Annotated in this window: 14 protein-coding genes; 6 read left to right on the top strand and 8 right to left on the bottom strand. The window is 73.9% G+C overall.

The features are described 5' to 3' along the window. Window positions 1-176: 176 nt before the first annotated feature. Complete coding sequence (locus ACH4OA_RS30065) at window positions 177-1,763, top strand: oxidoreductase (protein ID WP_397972333.1); 1,587 nt, start codon at window positions 177-179, stop codon at window positions 1,761-1,763. A 139-nt stretch (window positions 1,764-1,902) separates the two neighbouring features. Further along, a complete protein-coding gene (locus ACH4OA_RS30060; RefSeq protein ID WP_397972330.1) occupies window positions 1,903-3,450 on the top strand; it encodes a hypothetical protein in 1,548 nt (515 codons plus the stop codon). Between the two features lie 159 nt (window positions 3,451-3,609). On the opposite strand, the gene ACH4OA_RS30055 is transcribed toward ACH4OA_RS30060, so the two are convergent. Further along, window positions 3,610-4,065, bottom strand: a complete 456-nt coding sequence (locus tag ACH4OA_RS30055; RefSeq protein ID WP_397940905.1) for a DoxX family protein — start codon at window positions 4,063-4,065, stop codon at window positions 3,610-3,612. Window positions 4,066-4,669: 604 nt separating this feature from the next. Between ACH4OA_RS30055 and ACH4OA_RS30050 the strand changes: the two genes are divergently transcribed. Together ACH4OA_RS30050 and ACH4OA_RS30045 are read left to right on the top strand one after the other, a co-directional pair. Continuing rightward, a complete protein-coding gene (locus ACH4OA_RS30050; RefSeq protein WP_397972327.1) occupies window positions 4,670-5,395 on the top strand; it encodes a lytic polysaccharide monooxygenase in 726 nt (241 codons plus the stop codon). A gap of 272 nt (window positions 5,396-5,667) precedes the next feature. Continuing rightward, window positions 5,668-7,194, top strand: coding sequence for a glycosyl hydrolase family 18 protein (locus ACH4OA_RS30045; RefSeq protein WP_397940909.1), 1,527 nt, complete (start codon window positions 5,668-5,670; stop codon window positions 7,192-7,194). A 361-nt stretch (window positions 7,195-7,555) separates the two neighbouring features. Here the strand turns inward: ACH4OA_RS30045 and ACH4OA_RS30040 are convergent, their stop codons facing one another. The 3 genes from ACH4OA_RS30040 to ACH4OA_RS30030 all read right to left on the bottom strand — a co-directional run bounded on the left by ACH4OA_RS30040 (window position 7,556) and on the right by ACH4OA_RS30030 (window position 9,897). Next, window positions 7,556-7,978: a DUF6003 family protein gene (locus ACH4OA_RS30040; protein ID WP_365883879.1), complete on the bottom strand. Its 423-nt coding sequence runs from the start codon at window positions 7,976-7,978 to the stop codon at window positions 7,556-7,558. Window positions 7,979-8,265: 287 nt separating this feature from the next. Next, a complete protein-coding gene (locus tag ACH4OA_RS30035) occupies window positions 8,266-8,682 on the bottom strand; it encodes a glycosyl hydrolase (RefSeq protein ID WP_365883878.1) in 417 nt (138 codons plus the stop codon). 234 nt (window positions 8,683-8,916) lie between these two features. Next, complete coding sequence (locus tag ACH4OA_RS30030; protein WP_397946847.1) at window positions 8,917-9,897, bottom strand: helix-turn-helix domain-containing protein; 981 nt, start codon at window positions 9,895-9,897, stop codon at window positions 8,917-8,919. Window positions 9,898-10,193: 296 nt separating this feature from the next. On the opposite strand from ACH4OA_RS30030, the gene ACH4OA_RS30025 reads away from it, so the two are divergent. Further along, window positions 10,194-11,171, top strand: a complete 978-nt coding sequence (locus ACH4OA_RS30025) for an alpha/beta hydrolase (RefSeq protein WP_397972324.1) — start codon at window positions 10,194-10,196, stop codon at window positions 11,169-11,171. A gap of 4 nt (window positions 11,172-11,175) precedes the next feature. Here ACH4OA_RS30025 and ACH4OA_RS30020 read toward each other — a convergent pair whose 3' ends face one another. The 3 genes from ACH4OA_RS30020 to ACH4OA_RS30010 form a co-directional block, all read right to left on the bottom strand. After that, window positions 11,176-14,046 carry an ATP-binding protein gene (locus ACH4OA_RS30020; protein ID WP_397972322.1) on the bottom strand — a complete coding sequence of 957 codons (2,871 nt, stop codon included), beginning with the start codon at window positions 14,044-14,046 and terminating at the stop codon, window positions 11,176-11,178. Further along, window positions 14,036-15,094: a helix-turn-helix domain-containing protein gene (locus ACH4OA_RS30015; RefSeq protein WP_397940918.1), complete on the bottom strand. Its 1,059-nt coding sequence runs from the start codon at window positions 15,092-15,094 to the stop codon at window positions 14,036-14,038. The genes ACH4OA_RS30020 and ACH4OA_RS30015 overlap by 11 nt, the downstream gene beginning before the upstream one ends. A 188-nt stretch (window positions 15,095-15,282) precedes the next feature. Next, the gene (locus ACH4OA_RS30010; RefSeq protein WP_397972320.1) at window positions 15,283-17,571 is read right to left on the bottom strand and encodes an ATP-binding protein; all 2,289 of its coding nucleotides are present in this window, start codon (window positions 17,569-17,571) and stop codon (window positions 15,283-15,285) included. Between the two features lie 242 nt (window positions 17,572-17,813). Here ACH4OA_RS30010 and ACH4OA_RS30005 point away from each other — a divergent pair, with 242 nt between their 5' ends. Next, complete coding sequence (locus tag ACH4OA_RS30005; RefSeq protein ID WP_397940922.1) at window positions 17,814-18,410, top strand: TetR/AcrR family transcriptional regulator; 597 nt, start codon at window positions 17,814-17,816, stop codon at window positions 18,408-18,410. 33 nt (window positions 18,411-18,443) lie between these two features. Here the strand turns inward: ACH4OA_RS30005 and ACH4OA_RS30000 are convergent, their stop codons facing one another. Continuing rightward, a complete protein-coding gene (locus ACH4OA_RS30000; protein ID WP_397972318.1) occupies window positions 18,444-19,700 on the bottom strand; it encodes a hypothetical protein in 1,257 nt (418 codons plus the stop codon). Between the last annotated feature and the right edge of the window lie 5 nt (window positions 19,701-19,705).

The following is a 19,705-nucleotide window of genomic DNA, read 5'->3' as shown; positions in this document are numbered from 1 at the left end:
CGGCCATCGCTAACTCCTGGAGTGAGGTGCGGTGAAACGGACGGTTAGAGGAAACCTCCGCCGTGACCGGATCCGGTCGCCCGTTGACGGCTCCCTTACGGCGGACCGCACGACGTTGACGGATTCCTTACGGCTGCTCTTGTCCCGGGAGGCCCGCACCGGAAAGATCACTGATCATGCGTCTCGATGAACTCGGCACTGTGGAACGTGAGCTGTGGGACTCCTTCGCGCGGGGCACTGCCGTCGAGGTCCCCGCCGGCGCGCCGGCGACGGAATCCGCCGTACGGGCCGACGTCATCGCGGCGCTGCTGCTGGGCACCGGGCCCGGGACCGCTCCCGGCGACCGCCCGGCACTGCATCTTTCCGGCGCCCGCATCACGGGCCGCCTGGATCTGAGCTTCGCCGAGATCACCGTGCCGGTCGTCCTGGCGGACTGCCGCTTCGACGAAGTGCCGCTCCTCCAGGGCGCCAGGATGCGCGAGTTGGCCCTGCCCGGCAGCCGTCTGCCGGGTCTGGCCGCCGACACGGCGCGGATCGACGGCCGGCTGGTGCTGGCCGGCTGCCGCCTGACCGGCGCCCTGGTACTGAACCGCGCCCAGATCGTCGGCGATCTGGACCTCCGCGAGGCGGTGGTCACGGCACGCAAAGCCGAGGCGATATCCGCGGTCCACGTGGCCGTCAGCGGTGACGCGCTGTGCAGCCACCTCGCCGTCCAGGGAGGCTTCCGCATCTCGGGTGGCGTCATCGACGGGGAGTTCGACCTGGAGGGCGCCTCCCTGAGCAACCCCGGCGGGCACGCGCTGGACGCCTATCACGTCCAGATCACCGAGGACTTCACCTTCCACCCGGGCTTCAGGGCCGAGGGGCGGATCATCCTGTCCGGTGCCACGGTCTCGGCCGCGATCGGTTTCTGCGGCGCCCTGCTGGACAACGCCGGCGATGTCGCGCTGGAGGCCGTCGACGTCAGCGTCACCCGCAATGTCGACCTCGGCCAGGGCCTCACCGTCGTGGGCGGCGTCCAGCTCGACGGCAGTCGCATCGGTACGCAGCTCAGCTTCCGCGACGCCACGCTCACGCGTCCCGGCGGCACCGCCTTGTCGCTGCGGCTCGTCCAGGCGCGGGAGACCGACCTGCGGACCCGGCGACCGGTCGACGGCACCGTCGACGCGCGCAATGCCCGGCTGGGCACCCTGTACGACACCCCGGACACCTGGCCGGCCCGCCTCCGGCTGACCGAGGCCACCTACGACGCGCTCGCGCACCCCCTGACGGCCGCCGAACGGCTCGACTGGCTCCGGCGCGGCACCGACGGCTACCTCCCGCAGCCGTACGAGCAGCTCGCCGCCGCCTACCGCCGGCTCGGGCACGAGGACGAGGCACGCACCGTGCTGCTGGCCAAACAGCGTCACCGGCGCGCCACGCTCCCCCCGCACAGCGGCGCCTGGGGTCACGTCCAGGACGTGACCGTCGGCTACGGCTACCGGCCCCTGCGCGCCGGCCTGTGGCTCCTGGCCCTGCTCGTCTGCGGTGCGGTCTTCTTCGGCGCCCATCCTCCCGCGCCGCTCGAGGCCGGCAAGGCACCGCCGTTCAACGCGGTCTTCTACACACTCGACCTGCTGGTCCCCATCATCACCTTCGGGCAGGAGGCGGCTTTCGCACCGCGCGGCACCGGGCAGTGGCTCGCCTACGGGCTGACCGCCGCCGGCTGGATCCTCGCCACGACCGTCACCGCCGGAATCTCGCGGGCCATCAGCCGTCAATGACGAATCCTCCCGCCCCGGCCGGGTGAATCGTCAAGGAATCGTCCCGCAGAAGTTCACTGTGCGTACAACCTTCCGTTTCCTCCTCGGGTCACATCTGCGGAGTCGTTCGGCTCCCCAGATCCACACGTGGGGACAACACATGCACATCCGTGCCTCCAGCGCCGTCGTAGGCGGCGTTCTGGCCCTGTCCGCTCTCGCCGTGCCGGCCGCGCAGGCCACCGGCGGCGAGGGGGACACCCGGATCACGAAGGTGGTCGTGGACGGCGACAACATGGTGGCCATCGGCACCTCCGCCGTCACCTTCGACGTCAGCGTGACCGCCACGGACGATTCGGGCATCACAAGCGCCGACGCGTTCGGTCTGCACGGCCCCGGCGACGGGCACCTCACGACCGGGACACCCACCTGCGCCCAGGTCGACGCCACCACCTCCACCTGCACCGCCTCCGTGACGGTCGATCCGAGGACGGACCACCTCACCAACGCCAACGCCGGCACGTGGTACGTGGACGCGCGGGTGACCGCCCAGGACGGCCACTACCAGGACAAGGACGGTGCCGGCTCCTTCTCCTTCCAGCGCGCCACGAAGCTCACCGCCGCCGACGCCGCTCCGGAGCCGGTGAAGAAGAACAAGACCCTCACCGTCACGGGCACCATCACCCGCGCGGACTGGGAGACGCTGACGTACACCGCGTACCACTCGCCGGACGTGATGTTCCAGTTCCGCAGGAAGGGCGCCGGCACCTACTCCGCGCTCCGCTCCGTCAGGGCGGACGCCGACGGCAGGCTGAGGGCCACCGCCCTCGCCTCGCTCGACGGTTACTACCGCTTCCGCTTCGTGGGTGCCTCGACCAGCGCCCCGGGCAGCGGCGCGGGCGATTACGTCGACGTACAGGGCACGACGGCAGCCGCCCCGACCGGCACCGCCCAGGGCACTCCGTACCCCCTGGACGTCACCTTCCGCGACACCAGGCTCAACGGCGGGAAGAACATCGTCGTCGGTACCGGCACCGCGAAGAAGGCGGCCGTCTCGTTCACGCTGGAGCACGGCGCGGACGTCGGCATCCACGCCTCCGACTTCGTCGTAGCTGTCGAGCTGTACCGCGGCAACTCGCTCGACGAGGCGACCGCCCTCCTGGCCGAGGCCAAGCCGGTCTGCGCGGACTCCCCCGCCTCCCCCGCGACCCTCGCGACATGCACGGCCACGGTGACGGTGGACCCGGCCGAACTGCGCGACGAGCTGGCCGGCGGCTGGCGGACCGGGATCTACGCCATCGCCTTCAACGGCCAGGACACCGGCGGCGCGCAGGACCCGGGCAGGATCGGGCTCGCGACGCGGGACAGCGCCAAGGACTTCCGCCTCCAGCACTCCGTCAAGCTCACCGCCGACGCCGCTCCCGAACCGGTCAAGAAGGGCAGGACCATTACGGTCACCGGCCTGATCAGCCGCGTGAACTGGAACGACGGCAAGTACCACCCCTTCTCCTCCGGCACCCCGGCGAAGCTGGAGTACCGCAAGAAGACGGCGAGTTCCTACACCACGCTGAAGTTCAGCGGTCGGGTCGACGCCGGCCACCTGAAGGCCACGACCACCGCCACCTACGACGGTTACTACCGTCTCACCTACCCGGGCAACCTGATCAGCCCGGAGGTCAGCTCGTCGGGCGACTACGTCGACGTGCGGTAAGTGGTAAGCGGTGAGCGGTAACCAGTAGGCAGCGGCCGGCGGTCCACGATCGACAGCCGTCGCCGTCCACGGCGTTGCCGGGGCCGGGCCGCGGCATGAGGGGGGCGTCCTGCGGGCGCCCCCCCTCTTTTCGGCGCCCGTCCGGGCCCGGCCGACCGCTCACACGGATGTCGGCGTGTTCCGGGACCACGGCGCCCCGGCCGGCCCGGTGCCGGACCGCCGCCGGGAGGGGAACAGGGACTCCAGTGCCCAACGGCCCGGTCCGAGGGCGGCGATGAGGAGGAAGGCCCAGCAGAACATGGCCGCCGGTTCGCCGCCGTTCTCGATGGGCATGACCGCGTGGGCCTGGTGCACGTCGAAGTAGGCGTACGCCATGGAGCCCGAGCACAGCACGGCCGCGACGCGAGTGCCCAGGCCGCACATGACCAGTATCCCGCCGACGAGTTGGATGGCCGCGGCCCACCAGCCGGGCCACTCGGCGAACTTCGGCTCGGCGCCGTGCGGACCGCCCAGGACGCCGAACAGGGTGGCGGCTCCGTGACAGGCGAACAGCAGTCCCACGACGATCCGGAACAGGCCGAGCACGTGCTCCTTGCTTCTTTCCAGCGCTTCCATGGGAGGTGCTCCTCTCTCACGCAGCGGCCTCGGGGGAGCTGCGTCGCGGTGGGGGGCGGTACGGGCCGGGTCGCGCTCGCGGGCGTGCCGGTCCGGACGGCGTCGGTGCGGGATGCGGGGGGTGGTGCTCCGGCGGGTGGTGCGGCGCGTCCGACGACGCCGCGTTCGCGGGTGCCGCGCGGTGTGGCGGCCCCTCCGGTGTCGTCCGGTGTCACGCATGTGCAGACGCACTGTGAACCATTCCGGCCAGGCTTGTCTAGACCAATACCCGGGAGAGTTGGCCGCGCGGCGCCGGATCGTGAAGTGCGCCTTCCGGGCGGGCAGTTCCCCTTGCCGAGGCTCTTGACCGCATCCGGTCTGCGGCTATGGTCTAGACCTAGTAGGCGTCAGGTCCAGACCTGAGCCGCCTCCGCCCTCTGCCCGTGACGTCGGTCGCGCGATGACCCGGCGCGTGCGACACGCACCGGGTCGTCGACGTGGGCGCGTGCCCCGCCCGGTCCGGCGGGACGCGCGGACCGCATACCGGCCCCGCGCCTCGCGCACCCCCGGCAAGGCGGGCTTCACAGGCGACGGCTTTGACACACACCGAAGGAAGTGGCACGGCATGAACACGAAAAGACGAGCGGCTCTCACGATCGGCGCGCTGATCGCCCCGGTCCTCGCCATCAGCCTCCCGGCGAGCACGGCCAGCGCCCACGGCTGGGTGACGGCACCCACGAGCCGGCAGCAGCAGTGCGCCGAGGGCACCGTCGACTGCGGCCAGATCAAGTACGAACCGCAGAGCGTCGAGGGGCCGAAGGGCCTGCAGAGCTGCAGTGGCGGACACGCGGAGTACGCCGAGCTCGACAACGACAGCAAGGGCTGGAAGGCCACGCCGGTCGGCACGTCGGCGACGTTCACGTGGCACAACACCGCCCGGCACTCCACCACCAACTGGCAGTACTTCATCGGCGGCCAGAAGATCGCGGAGTTCGACGGCCACAACCAGCAGCCGGCCGCGGACGTCAGCCAGCAGGTGAACTTCGGCGGCTTCACCGGCCGGCAGAAGGTGCTCGCCGTCTGGAACATCTCGGACACCGGCAACGCCTTCTACTCCTGCGTCGACGTCAACATCGGCGGCACCGGTGGCGGTGGTGGCGGCGGCACCGGTGGCGGCAACGGCGGCGGGGGCACCTGCACCGCGCCGGCCTGGGACGCCGCACACGTCTACAACGGCGGCGAGACCGTCTCCTACGGCGGCCACAACTGGCGTGCCAAGTGGTGGGTCTCGGGCGACAAGCCCGGCACCACCGGCCAGTGGGGCGTCTGGGAAGACCTCGGAGCCTGCTGAACCGTGATCCCGGCCCGTGCGGCGCGCGCTCCCCCCGGGGGCGCGCGCCCGCCCGTCCCACGGCCGCGAGCGCGCCGGTCGGGCGTTCGCGCGTGGTCCAGTCCACCGCCGGGTGTCCTGGACAGGGACAGGGCGCCCCGGGTCGGCAAATTGGTCTAGTCCCTTTTTGGTCCAGACCATTGACCCGCCCCTGTGGCGGGCGTTATTCCAGTAGTCGGCAACATCCGCCCCGCCCCAGCACGTTGGCATCTCCTCCACACACCGGGACTGACATGAGACTCGTGCGTTCCTTCCGCGCGGCCGTCACCGCTGCCGCCACCACGGCGGCAGCGGTGGGCCTCGCCCTCACGGGAACCGGCGCCGCCCAGGCCGCGACCCCGCTGCCGGAACACGTCTTCGCCCCCTACTTCGAGGCCTGGACCGGCGAGAGCCCCGCCGCCCTGTCCGCCCAGTCGGGCGCCAAGCACCTGACGATGGCGTTCCTGCAGACCGCCACCAAGGGCTCCTGCACGCCGTACTGGAACGGCGACACGGGCATGCCGGTGGCCGCCTCGACCTTCGGCGCCGACATCAAGACGATCCAGGCGGCCGGCGGTGACGTCATTCCCTCCTTCGGGGGGTACACGGCCGACACCACCGGCACCGAGATCGCCGACAGCTGCACCGACGTCCAGCAGATCGCCGCCGCGTACGAGAAGGTGATCACCACCTACGACATCTCGCGGCTCGACATGGACATCGAGGTCGACTCGCTCGACAACTCCGCGGCCATCGACCGCCGCAACAAGGCCATCAAGCTGGTCCAGGACTGGGCGGCGGCCAACGGACGCAAGGTGGAGATCTCCTACACCCTGCCGACCACCACGCACGGCCTCGCGGCCAACGGCGAGGCGCTGCTGCGCAACGCGGTGAGCAACGGCACCCGCGTCGACGTCGTGAACCTCATGACGTTCGACTACTACGACAACCAGTCCCACGACATGGCGAAGGACACCCAGACCGCCGCCCAGGGCCTGTACGACCTGCTCGCCAAGCTGTACCCGGCCAAGACCTCCGCCCAGCTGTGGAACATGGTCGGCGTCACCGAGATGCCGGGCGTCGACGACTTCGGCAAGGCGGAGACCTTCACCCTGGCCAACGCCCGGACCGTGTACGACTGGGCGGTCTCCAAGGGCATCAACACCCTGTCCTTCTGGGCGCTGCAGCGGGACAACGGCGGCTGCCCGGGCGGCGCGGCCGCCGACAACTGCTCGGGCATCGAGCAGAACACGTGGGACTTCACGCGCGTCTTCGCCCCGTTCACCGGTGGCGGCACCCCCGCCCCGTCCAACGACTTCTCCGTCGCGCTCACCCCGGCCTCCGGCTCGGTGACGGCCGGCCAGTCGGCCACGGCGACCGTGAAGACGGCCGTGACGAAGGGCGACGCCCAGACCGTGAAGCTGAGCGTCAGCGGGGCCCCGGCGGGCGTCACCGCCTCCCTCAGCCCGGCGTCGGTCACCGCGGGCGGCTCCTCCACCCTCACCCTGGCCACCACCTCGGCCGCGGCCTCGGGCACCTACACGGTCACCGTGACCGGCGCGGGCACCTCGGGCAGCCACTCGGCGTCCTACTCCCTGACCGTCACCGGCGGCTCCGGCAGCCAGTGCACGGCCACCCCGTGGGCCAAGGACAAGGTCTACACCGGCGGCCAGCAGGTCTCGTACAAGGGTCACAACTGGAAGGCCAAGTGGTGGACGACGGGCGAGGAGCCCGGCAGCACCGGCGAGTGGGGCGTCTGGCAGGACCTCGGCGCCTGCTGAACCACCCCGTCACCGCACGGACGCGGTGACACGGCGGGCGGTCCCGGCCGGCGCGTGCGGAGCGAGCCCGCTCCGCCGGGACCGCCCGCGAGGCGCTCTCGACCCTCGTGAGCGGGTCCCGACCCGCGTCACCCGAGCGACCGGCCCTGGCCGGCGCGGACAGTTCGGCCGGGGTCCCTTCCACGGGCCCCGGCCGCATGTCTGGGCACACCGGCTGCGGAGCCGGCCGTGACGGTCCGGCCGCGGCCGCGGCGGCCCGCTGCCGCGCCCCGGTGCACGGCGTTCCCGGCCGGTGTTCCGCGCCGCCGCGGGCCGAGGCGGTGCCGCCGGATCCCCCTGTCACAGCTCGCGGGCGTGATGCTCAGTGGGCGATCGCCTTGATGGTGGCCACGTCCTCGCCGGTCAGTTCCGCGACGCGGTGCGCCGGCACACCGGCCGCCAGGGCGCGGGTGAGCAGGGCGTCGCGGCCGTCGGTGCAGGAACGGTAGGCCAGCAGTTCGTCCTCCACCCGCGCCAGGTCCGGCGGCACGATGTGGTGGCGCAGCCGGCTCAGCTCCTCCTCGCCGAGCGGCACGGGCAGCCGTTCGACGTCCCCGGGGATGGCCGCCGTCTCCTCGGGCGGCACGATCCGCAGGTCGGGAGAGCCCGCGGTGACCCCCTGGGCCTGGAGCCAGCCTTGCACCGCGGGTGTCTCCAGACACGCCAGGGCACCGACGGCCGAGAGCGGCACGCCGAGCGTGGCTCCCGCGCCGGGCACGAGCACGAGATAGGCGTCGTCGGTCATCGTCTGTTCCTCCTGTGGGGGGACTTGTCGGTATGGCGCCCCTATACCCGCGTTCGGCGTGCATGGTCGTCCCGACGCGGAGACTTTCGGCCCGACGGGTGACACGCCCGGTCCGGCGACGGGCTCGTCGTATCCGCTGACCGGCACACCTTCGCACCGCACCGCACCGGACGGGCGTCCGCCGTCCGGGGCGGCCGGGGTGACCTCGGCGGACAGCGGCAGACCCGGGCCGCGCACGGCCGGCGCCGCGCCGTCAGGCCCGGGCCGGCGTGGTGTGCGGGCCGTGCCTAGTACCAGCTGGTACAGGTGATCGCCGTGTTGTAGCCCGAGTCGCCGCAGGCACGCATCAGTTTGCCGTTGCTGTCCCGCCACGCCTCGGTCCAGACGCTGCCCCCGGAGCTGATCTCCCGCCAGCCGAGCTGCGGTTCCCAGGTCCGGCCGCCGTCGCTGCTGCGGTCCACCCAGACGTGCATGCCCGGCGCGCCGCCGACGATGCGGCCCCAGGCGCAGGTGCTGTCGCCCGAGCCGTTCGCCCGGAGTTCGATGCCCTGGCCCTTGCCCCCGAACGCGGTCCGCACGGTTTTGCCGTTGTCGTTGTTGCAGCCGTCGGCGGCGCTGGCCGCCGGGGCGCCGGTCAAGGTGAGCAGACCGGACAGCAACGCCACGGCCGAAACAGCGGCCGCCGTCTTCTTGTTCCTACGCATGGTTCGTTCCCCTTCTACGGTTTTACGGCCAAGGCCTTCGTGGGAGGCCGGGATCGCCAGTTCGGTCGCGCGGTCCCCGGCTCCGCGTCGGCGGAGGGAGACGGACTCCTTCGTCCCGGGCCGCCGGGCCGGGGGTGCGCTGGGACCATCCTCTTGGGTCGTCCGCGGATCCGGAACGACATACCGATGACACTGTGTGTCGTATCGATAACTCTTTGCGCAGGCCACTCCGCCTCACGCCGGGTGGGGACCGCCGCTCCCCGGTCCGGCGTCCCGCCACTCGCTGGGTGAGCATCCGTAGACGGACTTGAAGACCCGGCTGAAGTGGGCGGCGTTCTGGAAGCCCCAGCCGCGGGCCACCGCGGAGATCGTGCGGCTGACGCGGGCGCGGCGCAGCAGTTCGCGGGCGCACTCCTCGATCCGCCGCTGCTGGATGAGCCGGTGCACCGTGGTGTCCTCGTCCTGGAACAGCACGTGGAGGTAGCGCAGGGAGATGCCGTGGGCCTCGGCGATGTGCGCGGGTGACAGCGCGGGGTCGCGCAGGTGCGCGTCGATGTGGGCGCGGATCGCGGTGAGCAGCAGGGCCCGCGGCGTGTCCGGCGCGCTGTCGTGCGGTCCGCGTGCCTGCTCGTCGACGAGTGTGGCGACGAGGTCCGCGAGGTGGCCGGCGAGCCGCTCCTTGACGTGGTCGGCGAAGGCCCCCGAGCCGGACGCGACCTCGGCGGCGAGCGGACGCAGCAGCGCCGCCACGCCCTCGGCCGCGGGCAGGGCGCGGCCGGTGAGGTGCGGGACGTGCGGCGCGGACGGCCCGAGGGAGCGCTCGGGCATCCGCAGGGCGTACAGGTGGAACGGCGTGTGCTGGTCCAGCGCGAAGGGCCGGCGCAGGTCCAGCAGGGCCAGCTGACCGGTCCGTACGACGGCCTCGCGGCCGTCCTGCCGGAGGGCGCCGGTGCCCTCCTCCTGCACGAGCAGGACCAGATGGCCGTCCTCGGCACCCGGCGCGGGCCGGGCGGTACGGCTCAGCCGCAGCGGAGCCGCGCGCATCGACAGCAGCCGCAGGAAGCCCGCGTCACCCGAGCCGAGCGTGCCCTGGAAGTCCGCGGTCCCCGAGGGGAACGTGACGTCCAGGGGGGCCAGCCGCCGCCGGACCGCGCGCTCCCACTCCCGGGCCCCCTCCGCCCTCGGCATCGACGCTGTGCTGACCTCGTCCTGCACGACGGCCCCTTCCTGTCGTCCGGCCCGGCGGGACGGACACCTGGTGTCCTCAGCCTGACCGGGGGTACCGGGGAGGGGGTAGGTCATATGACCTGTCCTGGAACGGGCGCGTGTGACCTGCGCCGAGACGGGCGGACCGGGGTGTGCGCGCACGGGCACGTCACGGTGCGCGGGCGGCGTGTTCGCCGGGACGGGGGCGGGTTAGGGTCGGTGCGGCAGCCGTCGGGGCGCGTGCCGTGCCGACCAGTTCGCCGCATCCGGCACGTCCCGGATGGCGGCCAGTCAGGAGTGCGCGCGTGGATGCCGGTCGACCCTGGGACTCCCCTGTGCTGGAGCAGCAGGCACGGGACTTCGTGCGGCTGCACCAGTGCCCCGTGGTGCCCCGGGGCGCCGATCCGCGGGCGGCGCGCGCCGCGGTGGCGCCGCTGGTCGGACGGGACGGCGGGGCGCCGGACGTGGACGAGGAGTGGCTGGCCGTGCCGGGGCCCCGCGGCGACCGGGTCCGGATCCGGGTGCTGCGGCCCTCGGGCGCCGGCGGACCGCTGCCGGTGGTGCTGTTCCTGCACGGACTGGGCTGGATGCTCACCGACGCGAGCGCGCACGACGGGCTGGTCGCCGACCTGGCGCTCGGCGCGGACGCCGCCGTCGTCGTGCCGGAGTACGACCGGGCACCCGAGGCCCGGTATCCGGTCGCCCTGGAGCAGGTGTACGCCGTGGCGCGGTGGCTGGCCGCGCACGGCCGCGAACACGGGCTGGACGGCGGGCGGCTGGCGGTGGCCGGGGTGTCGGCGGGGGCGAACCTCGCGGCGGCGCTGGCCTTGCTGGCCGGCCGGCACCGCGCGCCGCGGCTCGCGCATCAGGTGCTGGTCTGCCCGGTGACGGACGCGCGGATGGACACGGCGTCCTACCGGCGGTTCGGCGAGGGTTATTTCCTCGGCCGGGAGGCCATGGAGCAGTTCTGGCGGCAGTACGTCCCCGAGGACGCCGACCGGCTCGCGAGCACCGCGTCGCCCGCGCACGCGACGGACGGTGAACTCGCCCGTCTGCCGCCCACGTTGGTGATCACGGCGGAGGCCGACGTGGTGCGCGACGAAGGCGAGCGGTACGCGGCGCGGCTGCGGCGGGTGCGGGTGCCGGTGGTGTCGATGCGCTACCACGGCACGGTGCACGGCTTCCTCCTCTTCGAGCGGTTACGGGACAGCCCGGCGGCCCGTGCGGCGCGCACCCAGGTGCTGGACACCCTGCACGAGGCGTTGCACGGCTGGCCCGCGTGAGCCGCTACGGCGTGTTTCTCTCCAGCGCGCGTGCCAAGGCGGCGCGGGAGGCGATGCCCAGCTTGGGGAAGGTCTTCGCCAGGTGGCCGCCGACGGTCCGCGGGGACAGGCTCAGCCTGGCCGCGATCTCCTTGTTGGTGAGCCCGTCCGCCGCGAGCTGGGCGATCCGCAGCTCCTGCGCCGTGAGCGGGCAGCCGGCGCCGGTGCGCACGGTGGCGGAGCGCAGTTCGCGTGCGGCGCGCTCGGCCCAGGGCCCGGCGCCCAGGGCGCGGAAGGCCTCCAGGGCCCGCTGGAGTGTCTGCCGGGTCTGCGGACGGTGGCGGTCGCGCAGCCAGGTGCCGTGGGCCAGCCGCAGCCTGGCCAGTTCGAACACCCACTGCTCGGCGCCGGGCACGCGGTACGCCGCCTGGTAGTGCGCGTCGGCCTCCTCGTCGGGTGCGGCGAGCGCCCGGGCGGCGGCCAGCAGGAACGCGTGGTGCGGGGAGATGTCGCCCATGCGGGCCGCGTCGCCGGCCGCCACGTGCGCCCGTGCCTGCGCGGTCCGTCCGGTGCGCAGCGCCGCCTCCACGAAGTCGAAGAACGGCAGGTGGAACCAGGGCAGTCCGGCCGGGAGCACGCCGGGCGGGGTCAGTCCGGCCAGCGCGGTGTACGCCTCCTCGTCGCGGCCGTGGCCGAGGGCGGCCAGGGCCCGCAGATGGGTGAGGTGGTCCGTCACGAACGTCATCCGTACCCGTTCGGCTGTGGGTCGGATGGCGCGGTCCACCGCGAGCAGGCCGTCCTCGTCGCCGCGTCCGGCGAGGAAGTGGGCGTAGTGGTGCCGGAAGAGCAGGGCGTTGCAGTGGTAGCCGAGGGCGTCGGCCGCCTCGGCCTCGCGCAGGCACACCTCCGCCTGGTCCCAGTGGCCGTGCAGGTAGTTCTGGTAGCCGCCGGCCTTGGCGATGCTGCCCTGGGTGGCGTAGGCGTGCTGGCCCAGGAAGCGGCGCCACAGGGAGGCGTCGGCCATGTCGACCGCCGCGGCGGTCCACAGCAGCAGCCAGGCGGCTCCGGCCTGCTGCTCCTGGCTCATCGCTGCGGCCATGGCCCGCAGTTCGGTGCCCGTGCCGTGGGCGGTGCGGGCGGGGTCGGACCAGGCCCGGCGGCACAGGTCGGCCAGGGCGGAGACCTGGTGCCGGTGGGCCCGCAGGGCGGCCCAGCCGCGCGCGTCGGACGTGTACACCGTGGCCAGCAGCAGCTTGAAGTAGACCTGCTCGGCCAGGTCGTCGAACGGTCCGGCGCCCGGTCCGGTCCGGGACAGAGCGGCGAGGGCCCGCGGCAGCAGGGTGAAGGAGGACTCGAAGTCGACGTGATGGCTCTGGTCGACGTAGACGACGGCGTAGGCGTACAGCGGGGCGCTGTCGTCGGGGACGGGCGCGTGGCGCAGTTCCTCGAGGAGTTTCGCCGCGTACGGCAGCCGTCCGCCGCGTGCGGCCATGGCCGCGGCCCAGGTCAGGCGGCGGGCCCGGGCTTCGGCGTCGGTGCTGAGGACGGCCGCGCGGTGCAGCAGGAGAGCGCCTTCGGCGTCGCCGCCGCGCAGCGCGAGCCGGCGGCCGGCCTCCTGGAGCCGGCCGGCCAGCTCGTCGTCGGGCAGGACGGTCGCGTCCGCCTCGTGGCCGAGGGCCCGGGGGTCGTCGCGCGGCAGTTCGGCGGCGAGCCGGCGGTGGGCGGCCCGCCGTTCGGGGCCGGAGGCCCGGGCGACGACGGCGCCGCGCACCAGGGGGTGGCGGAAGGTGAGCCGGCCGTCCGGTTCCAGGTGGGCCAGTCCGCTGGTCTCGATCTCGTCGAGTACGTCGTCGGCGCGCCGCGGGTCGGGGCGGTCCGGCAGGGCCGGCGTCACCCACATCGCCGCCGTGCCGCCCAGGGCCGCGTACAGCAGGACGTGGGCGGCCTCCCGGGACAGGCGGTCCAGCCGGGGCGCGAACAGCCGCTCCAGCCGGTGGCCGAGCGGGAACCTCCTGGGCAGCGGCATGACGCCGCGTGCCTGGTCCGGGTGCAGGTGTACGGGCAGTTCGACCAGGGCCAGCGGGTTGCCGGCCGCTTCCTGGAGGATGCGTTCGGCCGTGGTGACCGCCAGGTGCGGGTGCCGGGTGCCCAGCAGCGCGCGGGCGTCGTCGCCGGCCAGTGCGGCCAGGTCGACGACGGTGCCGGGTCTGCCCTCGGCCGCGGGTCCCTCGGGGCGGCCCGCGCTGACGAAGGCCAGGGGCACTTCGGCGGTCCTGCGCTGGAGGAACGCGAACACGGCCGCGCTGGAGGAGTCCACCCATTGCAGGTCGTCCACGAGGACCAGCACCGGGTGCATGCGTGCCTCGCCCGCGAGCAGTGCCAGCACCGCGGCGCCCACCAGGAAACCGCCGCGCACGGGTTCCGCGGCCTCGCCGAGGGCGAAGGCCAGGGCCCGCCGCTGCGGTTCGGGCAGGGCGCGCATCCGGCCCGTGAGCGGCCACAGCAACTGGTGCAGCGCGCCGAACGCCACGCCGGCCTCGGCCTCGGAGCCCACGGCGCGCAGCACGGTGAAGCCCAGCGCCCGGGCCTCGGCGTGGGCCCAGTCCAGCAGGGCCGTCTTGCCGATGCCGGGGCCGCCCTGGAAGAGGGTGCCCGTCCCGCCGCTGCCCGCGCGGGCGCCGTCCAGGACGCGGCGCAGCAGGGCCTGCTCGGGGCCGCGGCCGGCGAGCGCGGGGCGGTCCTGGGCCGGGCGGTCGGGCGGCGGGGGGCCGTCGGCCGGGCGGTCCTGGGCCGCGACGCTCGCCGGGACCGGCGTGCGCGGCGGCGGGCCGGCGTCCGGGGGCACCGTGGCCGTCGGGGCCGGCACGGTCCGCGCCGGGACGGCGTCAGGCCGCACGGGCCGTGTCCCGGGCGGCGGCGGAGGCGGTGCGCACGGCGAGGGAGCCGGTGCTGCCGGTGCCCGGGGTGCCGGGCGCCGGTGCGTGGTCGCCGTACGCGGTGGGCGACGTCCGCCCCTCCGCGCTCAGCTGCCGCCACTCACGCGGCGAGTGCCCGTACGCCCGGCGGAAGGCCCGGCTGAAGTGGGCCGGGTTGACGAAGCCCCAGCGGTGCGCCACCGCCGCCACGGCGGGCGCGGCCCGGCCGCCGCGGGCCAGGTCCCGTGCGCACTCCTCCAGCCGGCGACGCTGGACGAGCCGGGCCACGGTGATGCCCTCCTCCTCGAACAGCCGGTGCAGGTAGCGCACGGAGATGTGGTGGGCCAGGGCCACCGTCTCCGGTGACAGCCCGGGGTTCTCCAGATGGCGGTCGATGTGCTCGCGGATGCGCAGGACGAGTTCGCCGCGTCCGCTGTCGGCGCCGCCGGACCGGCCGCGCTCGGCCACCAGCGTGCCGAAGAGGTCCTCGACGCCGGCCGCGAGCCGTGCCGCGACGGCGGGGCCGTAGGAGTCCGCCGGGTCCAGGAGCCGGGTGAGGTAGGGGCCGAGGATCGCGCCGATGCCCTGCGTCCCGCTGACGGCGCTCACCGTGACCGAGCGCAGTTCCTCGTCGGACACGTCCAGACCGCGGCGGGGCAGGTGGACGACGTGGCAGGCGAACCGCTCGGGGAAGTCCAGGGCGTAGGGCCGCGCCGTGTCGTAGACCAGGAGGTCGCCGGCGCCCGCGACGGCGCTGCGGCCGTCCTGGAGCAGTGTCACCGTGCCGGCCGTCAGGACGAGCAGTCCCACGCTCGCGCCGCCCGGTCCCCGGCGGCTGAGGCGCTGGCCGTCGGCCTCGAGGGAACAGACCGGCAGCCGGCCGAGGCGGCCGCCGCTGATCCGGCCGGCGAGAGGGGCGCCGCCGCGGGGTGTCACGGCCATCGGGCCCAGGGCCGTGGCGAGGGCGGCCCGCCAGCGGTCGGGCCTGTCTCTGACGGGCACCGCGTCCGTCGACAGCACGAGGTCCACGTGGCTCTCCTCTCTCTTCTCACCTGCAATCAACCAGCCGGCCGTGCCGCGCACCAGGCACTCTCCAGGCAGAAAGCGGAGGTGCCGGGACGTGCGCGCGGGGAACGGTGCCGTGCGCGCAGGGACAAGTCGGGCCGGTGACCGGCCCGTAGGGTGGCGGGGTCGCCCGCGCCGGGCGGCGGGCCGGTTCAGTCCGTGTCCAGGCGGGCGAGCCGGGAGCGGGCCTCGGCGACCCGCCGGGGGTCGGCTCCGGGGCCGAGGGCGATGCAGCGCGTGAACGCCTCGCGTGCCTCGGCGGCACGGCCGGTGTCGAGGAGTACGTCACCGAGCGCACGGAGATAGCGGCTCTCCAGGGCGATGTTGCCGTCCGTGCGGCACAGGTCGACGGCGGTCCGCAGGTGCCGTACGGCCTCCTCCCAGTGGCCCTGGCGGGCGTGGCTGCGGCCGAGGGCCGCGAGCGCGTTGACGCGGGTGACGGCGGCGATGTGGGGTTCGAGGCGGTCACCGGCCTCGTCGAGCCTGGCCAGGACCTGGCGGTACGTCTCGATCGCTTCCTCGCCGCGCCGGGCGCCCTCCAGGTCCATGGCGCGTCCGGTGAGGGCCTGGAGCATGCCGGGCAGGTCTCCCGCGGCGTCGAACAGGGTGACGGCCTCGATGTGGTGGTCGAGGGCCGGGCCGGTCTCGCCGAGCAGGTTGTGGGCCCAGCCCGCGTACTGGTGCGCCCACGCCTGCTGGACGCGGTCGCCGGCCCGCCGGGCCGCGGCGAGCGCGCGGGCCGAGTACTCCAGGCTGTCCCGGAGCCTGCCCTCGCACAGGAGTACGGCCCAGGCGTAGTAGTTGAGCTGGGTGGCTTCGAGCAGCGGGTCACCGAGCGCCTCGGCGGAGCGGACGGCGGTGGCGAAGACCTCCGGCCAGTGCCCCCAGAAGATCCACTGGTCGGAGAACCAGTGCAGGGACTCGGCGACCTCGACGACGGTGGCGTGGGCGCCATCCGCCGCGGCGGCGCGCAGGGCCGCCAGCCAGTTGGGCGCTTCGGCCTGGAGCCACTCGCGGGCCCGGTCGGCGCTGGTGAGGTCCACGCTGCCCTGCCAGGTGGGCGGCGGCGCGCCGTGGTCGGGTTCGTACCACCGGCCGGCCACGACGGCCGTCTCCAGCAGCCACCGGAACATCGAGCGCCGGGCCCGCTCGGCTTCCTCGGCGCCGTCCTCGGTGGCGAGCCTGCTCCGGCCGTACAGGCACAGCAGGTCGTGGAGCCGGTAGCGGTCCCCGGTGACGCCGAGCAGGCCGGCCTCGACCAGTTCCTCCAGGGTGTCCTCGGTGTCGTAGAGGTCCTGGCCGGTGAGCCGGGCGGCGCAGGCGGCGCTCGTGTCGGGGCCGGGGATCAGGGACAGGCGCCGGAAGAGGCGGGCGGCGGTGGGGGTGAGCTGGCGGTAGGACAGGTCGAAGGCGCTCGCCACGCGGATGTCCCCGGCGGACAGCGCGTCCAGCCGGCGTTCCTCGCGGGCCAGCCGGTCCGCGAGCCGGCGCAGGCTCCAACCGGTGCGGGTCGCCAGCCAGTTGCCGGCCACGCGCAGAGCGAGCGGCAGATACTCGCACAGCCGGGCGACCTCCTCCAGGGCGTCCGGTTCGGCCGTGGCGCGGTCGTCGCCGACGAGGGAGGCGAGAAAGGCGGCCGCCTCGGCGGCGTCGAGCCGGCCGAGCGGCAGCCGGTGCACGCCGTCGAGTCCGGTGAGCATACGGCGGCTGGTCACCAGGACCAGGGTGCTGCCCGAGCCGGGCAGCAGCGGGCGTACCTGCGCCTCGTCGCGGGCGTTGTCGAGCACCAGCAGGCAGCGGCGGTCGGCGAGGACCTGCCGGTACAGGGCCGGGTGGGCCTGCGGGCCGGACTTGGCGAGGTCGCGGTCGGGCACGCCGAACGCCTTGAGCACCCGGACCATCAGCTCGGAGGGGGCGGGCGGCGCGTCGTCGGTGCCCCGCAGGTCCAGCAGGAGCTGGCCGTCCGGGAAGCGGTCGGCGAGCCGGCGGGCGGCGCGCAGCGCGAGGGTGGTCTTGCCGGTTCCGGGTGCGCCGTGGACGGCGACGACGACGGGCCGGGCGGCCGTGTCCCCGGTCTCCGTCCCGGTGTCGTCGTCCGGGGGCGGGCCGGCGAGTTTCTCCAGTTCGGCCAGTTCGTCGGCGCGGCCGACGAAGTCGTCGATGCCGCGCGGGAAGGCGCGCACGCCGAGGGGGCTGTAGCCGGGGGCGCGGCCGGTCCGGGCGGCGGCGAGCAGCCGTTCGCGCTCGGTGTCGTCGAGTCCGAGTCCGGCGGCGAGCGCGGCCACCGTCCGCCGCTGCGGGGCGGCCCGCCGTCCGCGTTCGAGATCGCCGATGCCGCGCACGCTGACGCCGGACGCGTCCGCCAACGCCTCGATCGTCAACGACTTCGCCATCCGCATCTCCCGCAGCAGCGGCCCGAAGGCCGCCTCATGCGTGGACATACCCGCCCCTTCCACCTCACCCATTACTTGAACATTGTAGGAGATAGCGGAGAGATTCTTGATCAGGGGGGCCGGCGGACCGGCGGCGAAGCCCGGCGGAAGCCACGGCCCGGGCCGGGAGGAGGCGTAGGACAGGGTGATGAATTGATCGGATTCCGCCTCCCTTTTATGCTCGACCCGTACGGAGGCGGTCTCCGTTCACGTGACCGCACGATCGCGTGCGGCACGGGGCAGGAGGGCACATGGACGCCACCGGGCAGCAGGGGCGCAAGCCCCGTGCCGACGTACAGCGCAACCGTGCGGCCCTGCTGGAGGCGGCCCAGCGGCACTTCCTCCGGGACGGGGTGGGCACCTCGCTGGAGGCGGTGGCCAAGGAGGCGGGCGTCGGACCCGCCACGCTGTACCGGCACTTCCCCACCCGGGAGGCGCTGCTGGCGGCCGTGCTGCAGACGCGTTCCGAGGAACTGGTGGCCCGCCGCACGGAGATCGCGCGGCTCGGTGACGCCTGCGAGGCGCTAGGCCAGTGGCTGCGGGCCATGGAGGAGTACTTCAGCGCCTTCAGCGGTCTGCCGGAACCGCTGATGGCCGCGGCCCGGGCGCAGGAGCCGGACAACCCGCTCACCCTCCCCTGCGACACGCTCATCGCCGCGACCGAGGAGTACGTGCGGGCCGCGCGGCTCACGGGGTGCGTACGCCCGTCGGTCCAGGGGTACGACCTGTTCCTCGCGGTCATCTCGGTCGCCTGGATCAGGAGCACCCGCGCCGCCGACGAGGAGTCGGTCGACCGCCTCCGCGCGCTCGTCGAGAACGGATACCGCGAGCGGGGCGACCGGGATTAGACCACCGGCCGGACCGCCCGTCAGCGTGGCCGGTCAGCCGGGCGGGGGCAGGGCGGGGAGGGTCGCGATCTTGTCGCTGTCGTCCGCCGCCAGGCGCAGCAGGCGCTGGTACTCCGCCTCGGTGAGCGCGACATCGGAGGTGCGGATCTCCCCGCGGTACCGGCCGCCGGTCGGTCCGCCGGCCGGGACCGACGGGCCGGTGGCGGCGCACGACAGGTCGGCCGACTTGCCCGGCTTGATCAGGACGGCGCCCGAGCACTGCGCGCCGGTCCGCGCGGGCACCCCGTCCCGGTCGATGGACCACGCGTAGTTCACCTGGACGGCCTTGGAGGCTTCGGCGGCCGCGGTGGGACCGAGAAAGGTGACGGTCACCCGGGCTGTGAAGACGCACAGGGTCGGGGCGCACTTGCCGTCGTAGTCGGTCAGGATCTGGGTGGTCACCTTGATCCGGTGGTCGACCGCCTGGTGCGTCAGGGGGAGCCGGGACCGGAACGCGGTGGAGAACCGGTGCACCGCCTCCCGTGACATCGCCTGGATGTCGAGGACGGCCGATCCGCCGGAGAAGCCGACGCGGTCGACGAACCGGGCGCCGCCCGCCGTCTTCCTGCCCAGACAGAAGGTCGTGCCGTCGCCGTGGACAGGGGTGCAGGTGTGATCGCCCACGGTGACGGGGTCGCCCACGGTGATCTTCTCGTCGGGGACCTTCTCCAGCAGCAGCATCCTCGCCAGTGCGGGAGGCGCCAGGGTCGCGGCGAGGTCCTGGGAGAAGAACAGGCCCGGTGTCACCAGCGCGGGGTGTTCCGCGAGCACCGCGGACTTCTCGGCCATGCCGAGCGAGCGCCACGCTTCCGTGTTCCCGCGCAGGAACGACTTGCCGTCGATGGCCACGTAGTCCAGCGCGGGGCTGCCGGGCATCGTCAAGGTGCCCAGTGCGTCGCCGGGGTTGCTGACGACGAGGTCCAGCCGGATCGCGCCGCGCCCCTTCACCTTGAGGGTGCCGGTGTAGTGCAGGGCCGGGGCCCCGCGCAGCAGTGCCGCGGAACGGCGCAGGTCGGAGCGCACGGACGAAGAGGGTCCGTCCGGTCCGCTGCCGGTGGCCTGGACGATCCACAGGAGCACCGCGACGACGACGGCGAGGACGCCCAGGGCAAGGAGCACGGCACGCCGCCGTGAGCGGCGGCGCGGGGGCGAGCCCTCGCCGGCGTTCCCGTCGCGCCCGCCGTCGTCCTCACCCGCGGCGGGGAGGGGCGGATCGTCCGGTGTGCCGGGCCGCGCAAGGTCGTCAGTCATCTTTC

Origin of the sequence: Streptomyces sp. NPDC017095 (assembly GCF_044332325.1) — a bacterium.
GTDB lineage: Bacteria > Actinomycetota > Actinomycetes > Streptomycetales > Streptomycetaceae > Streptomyces.
This window is presented reverse-complemented; position numbering and strand designations above follow the sequence as displayed.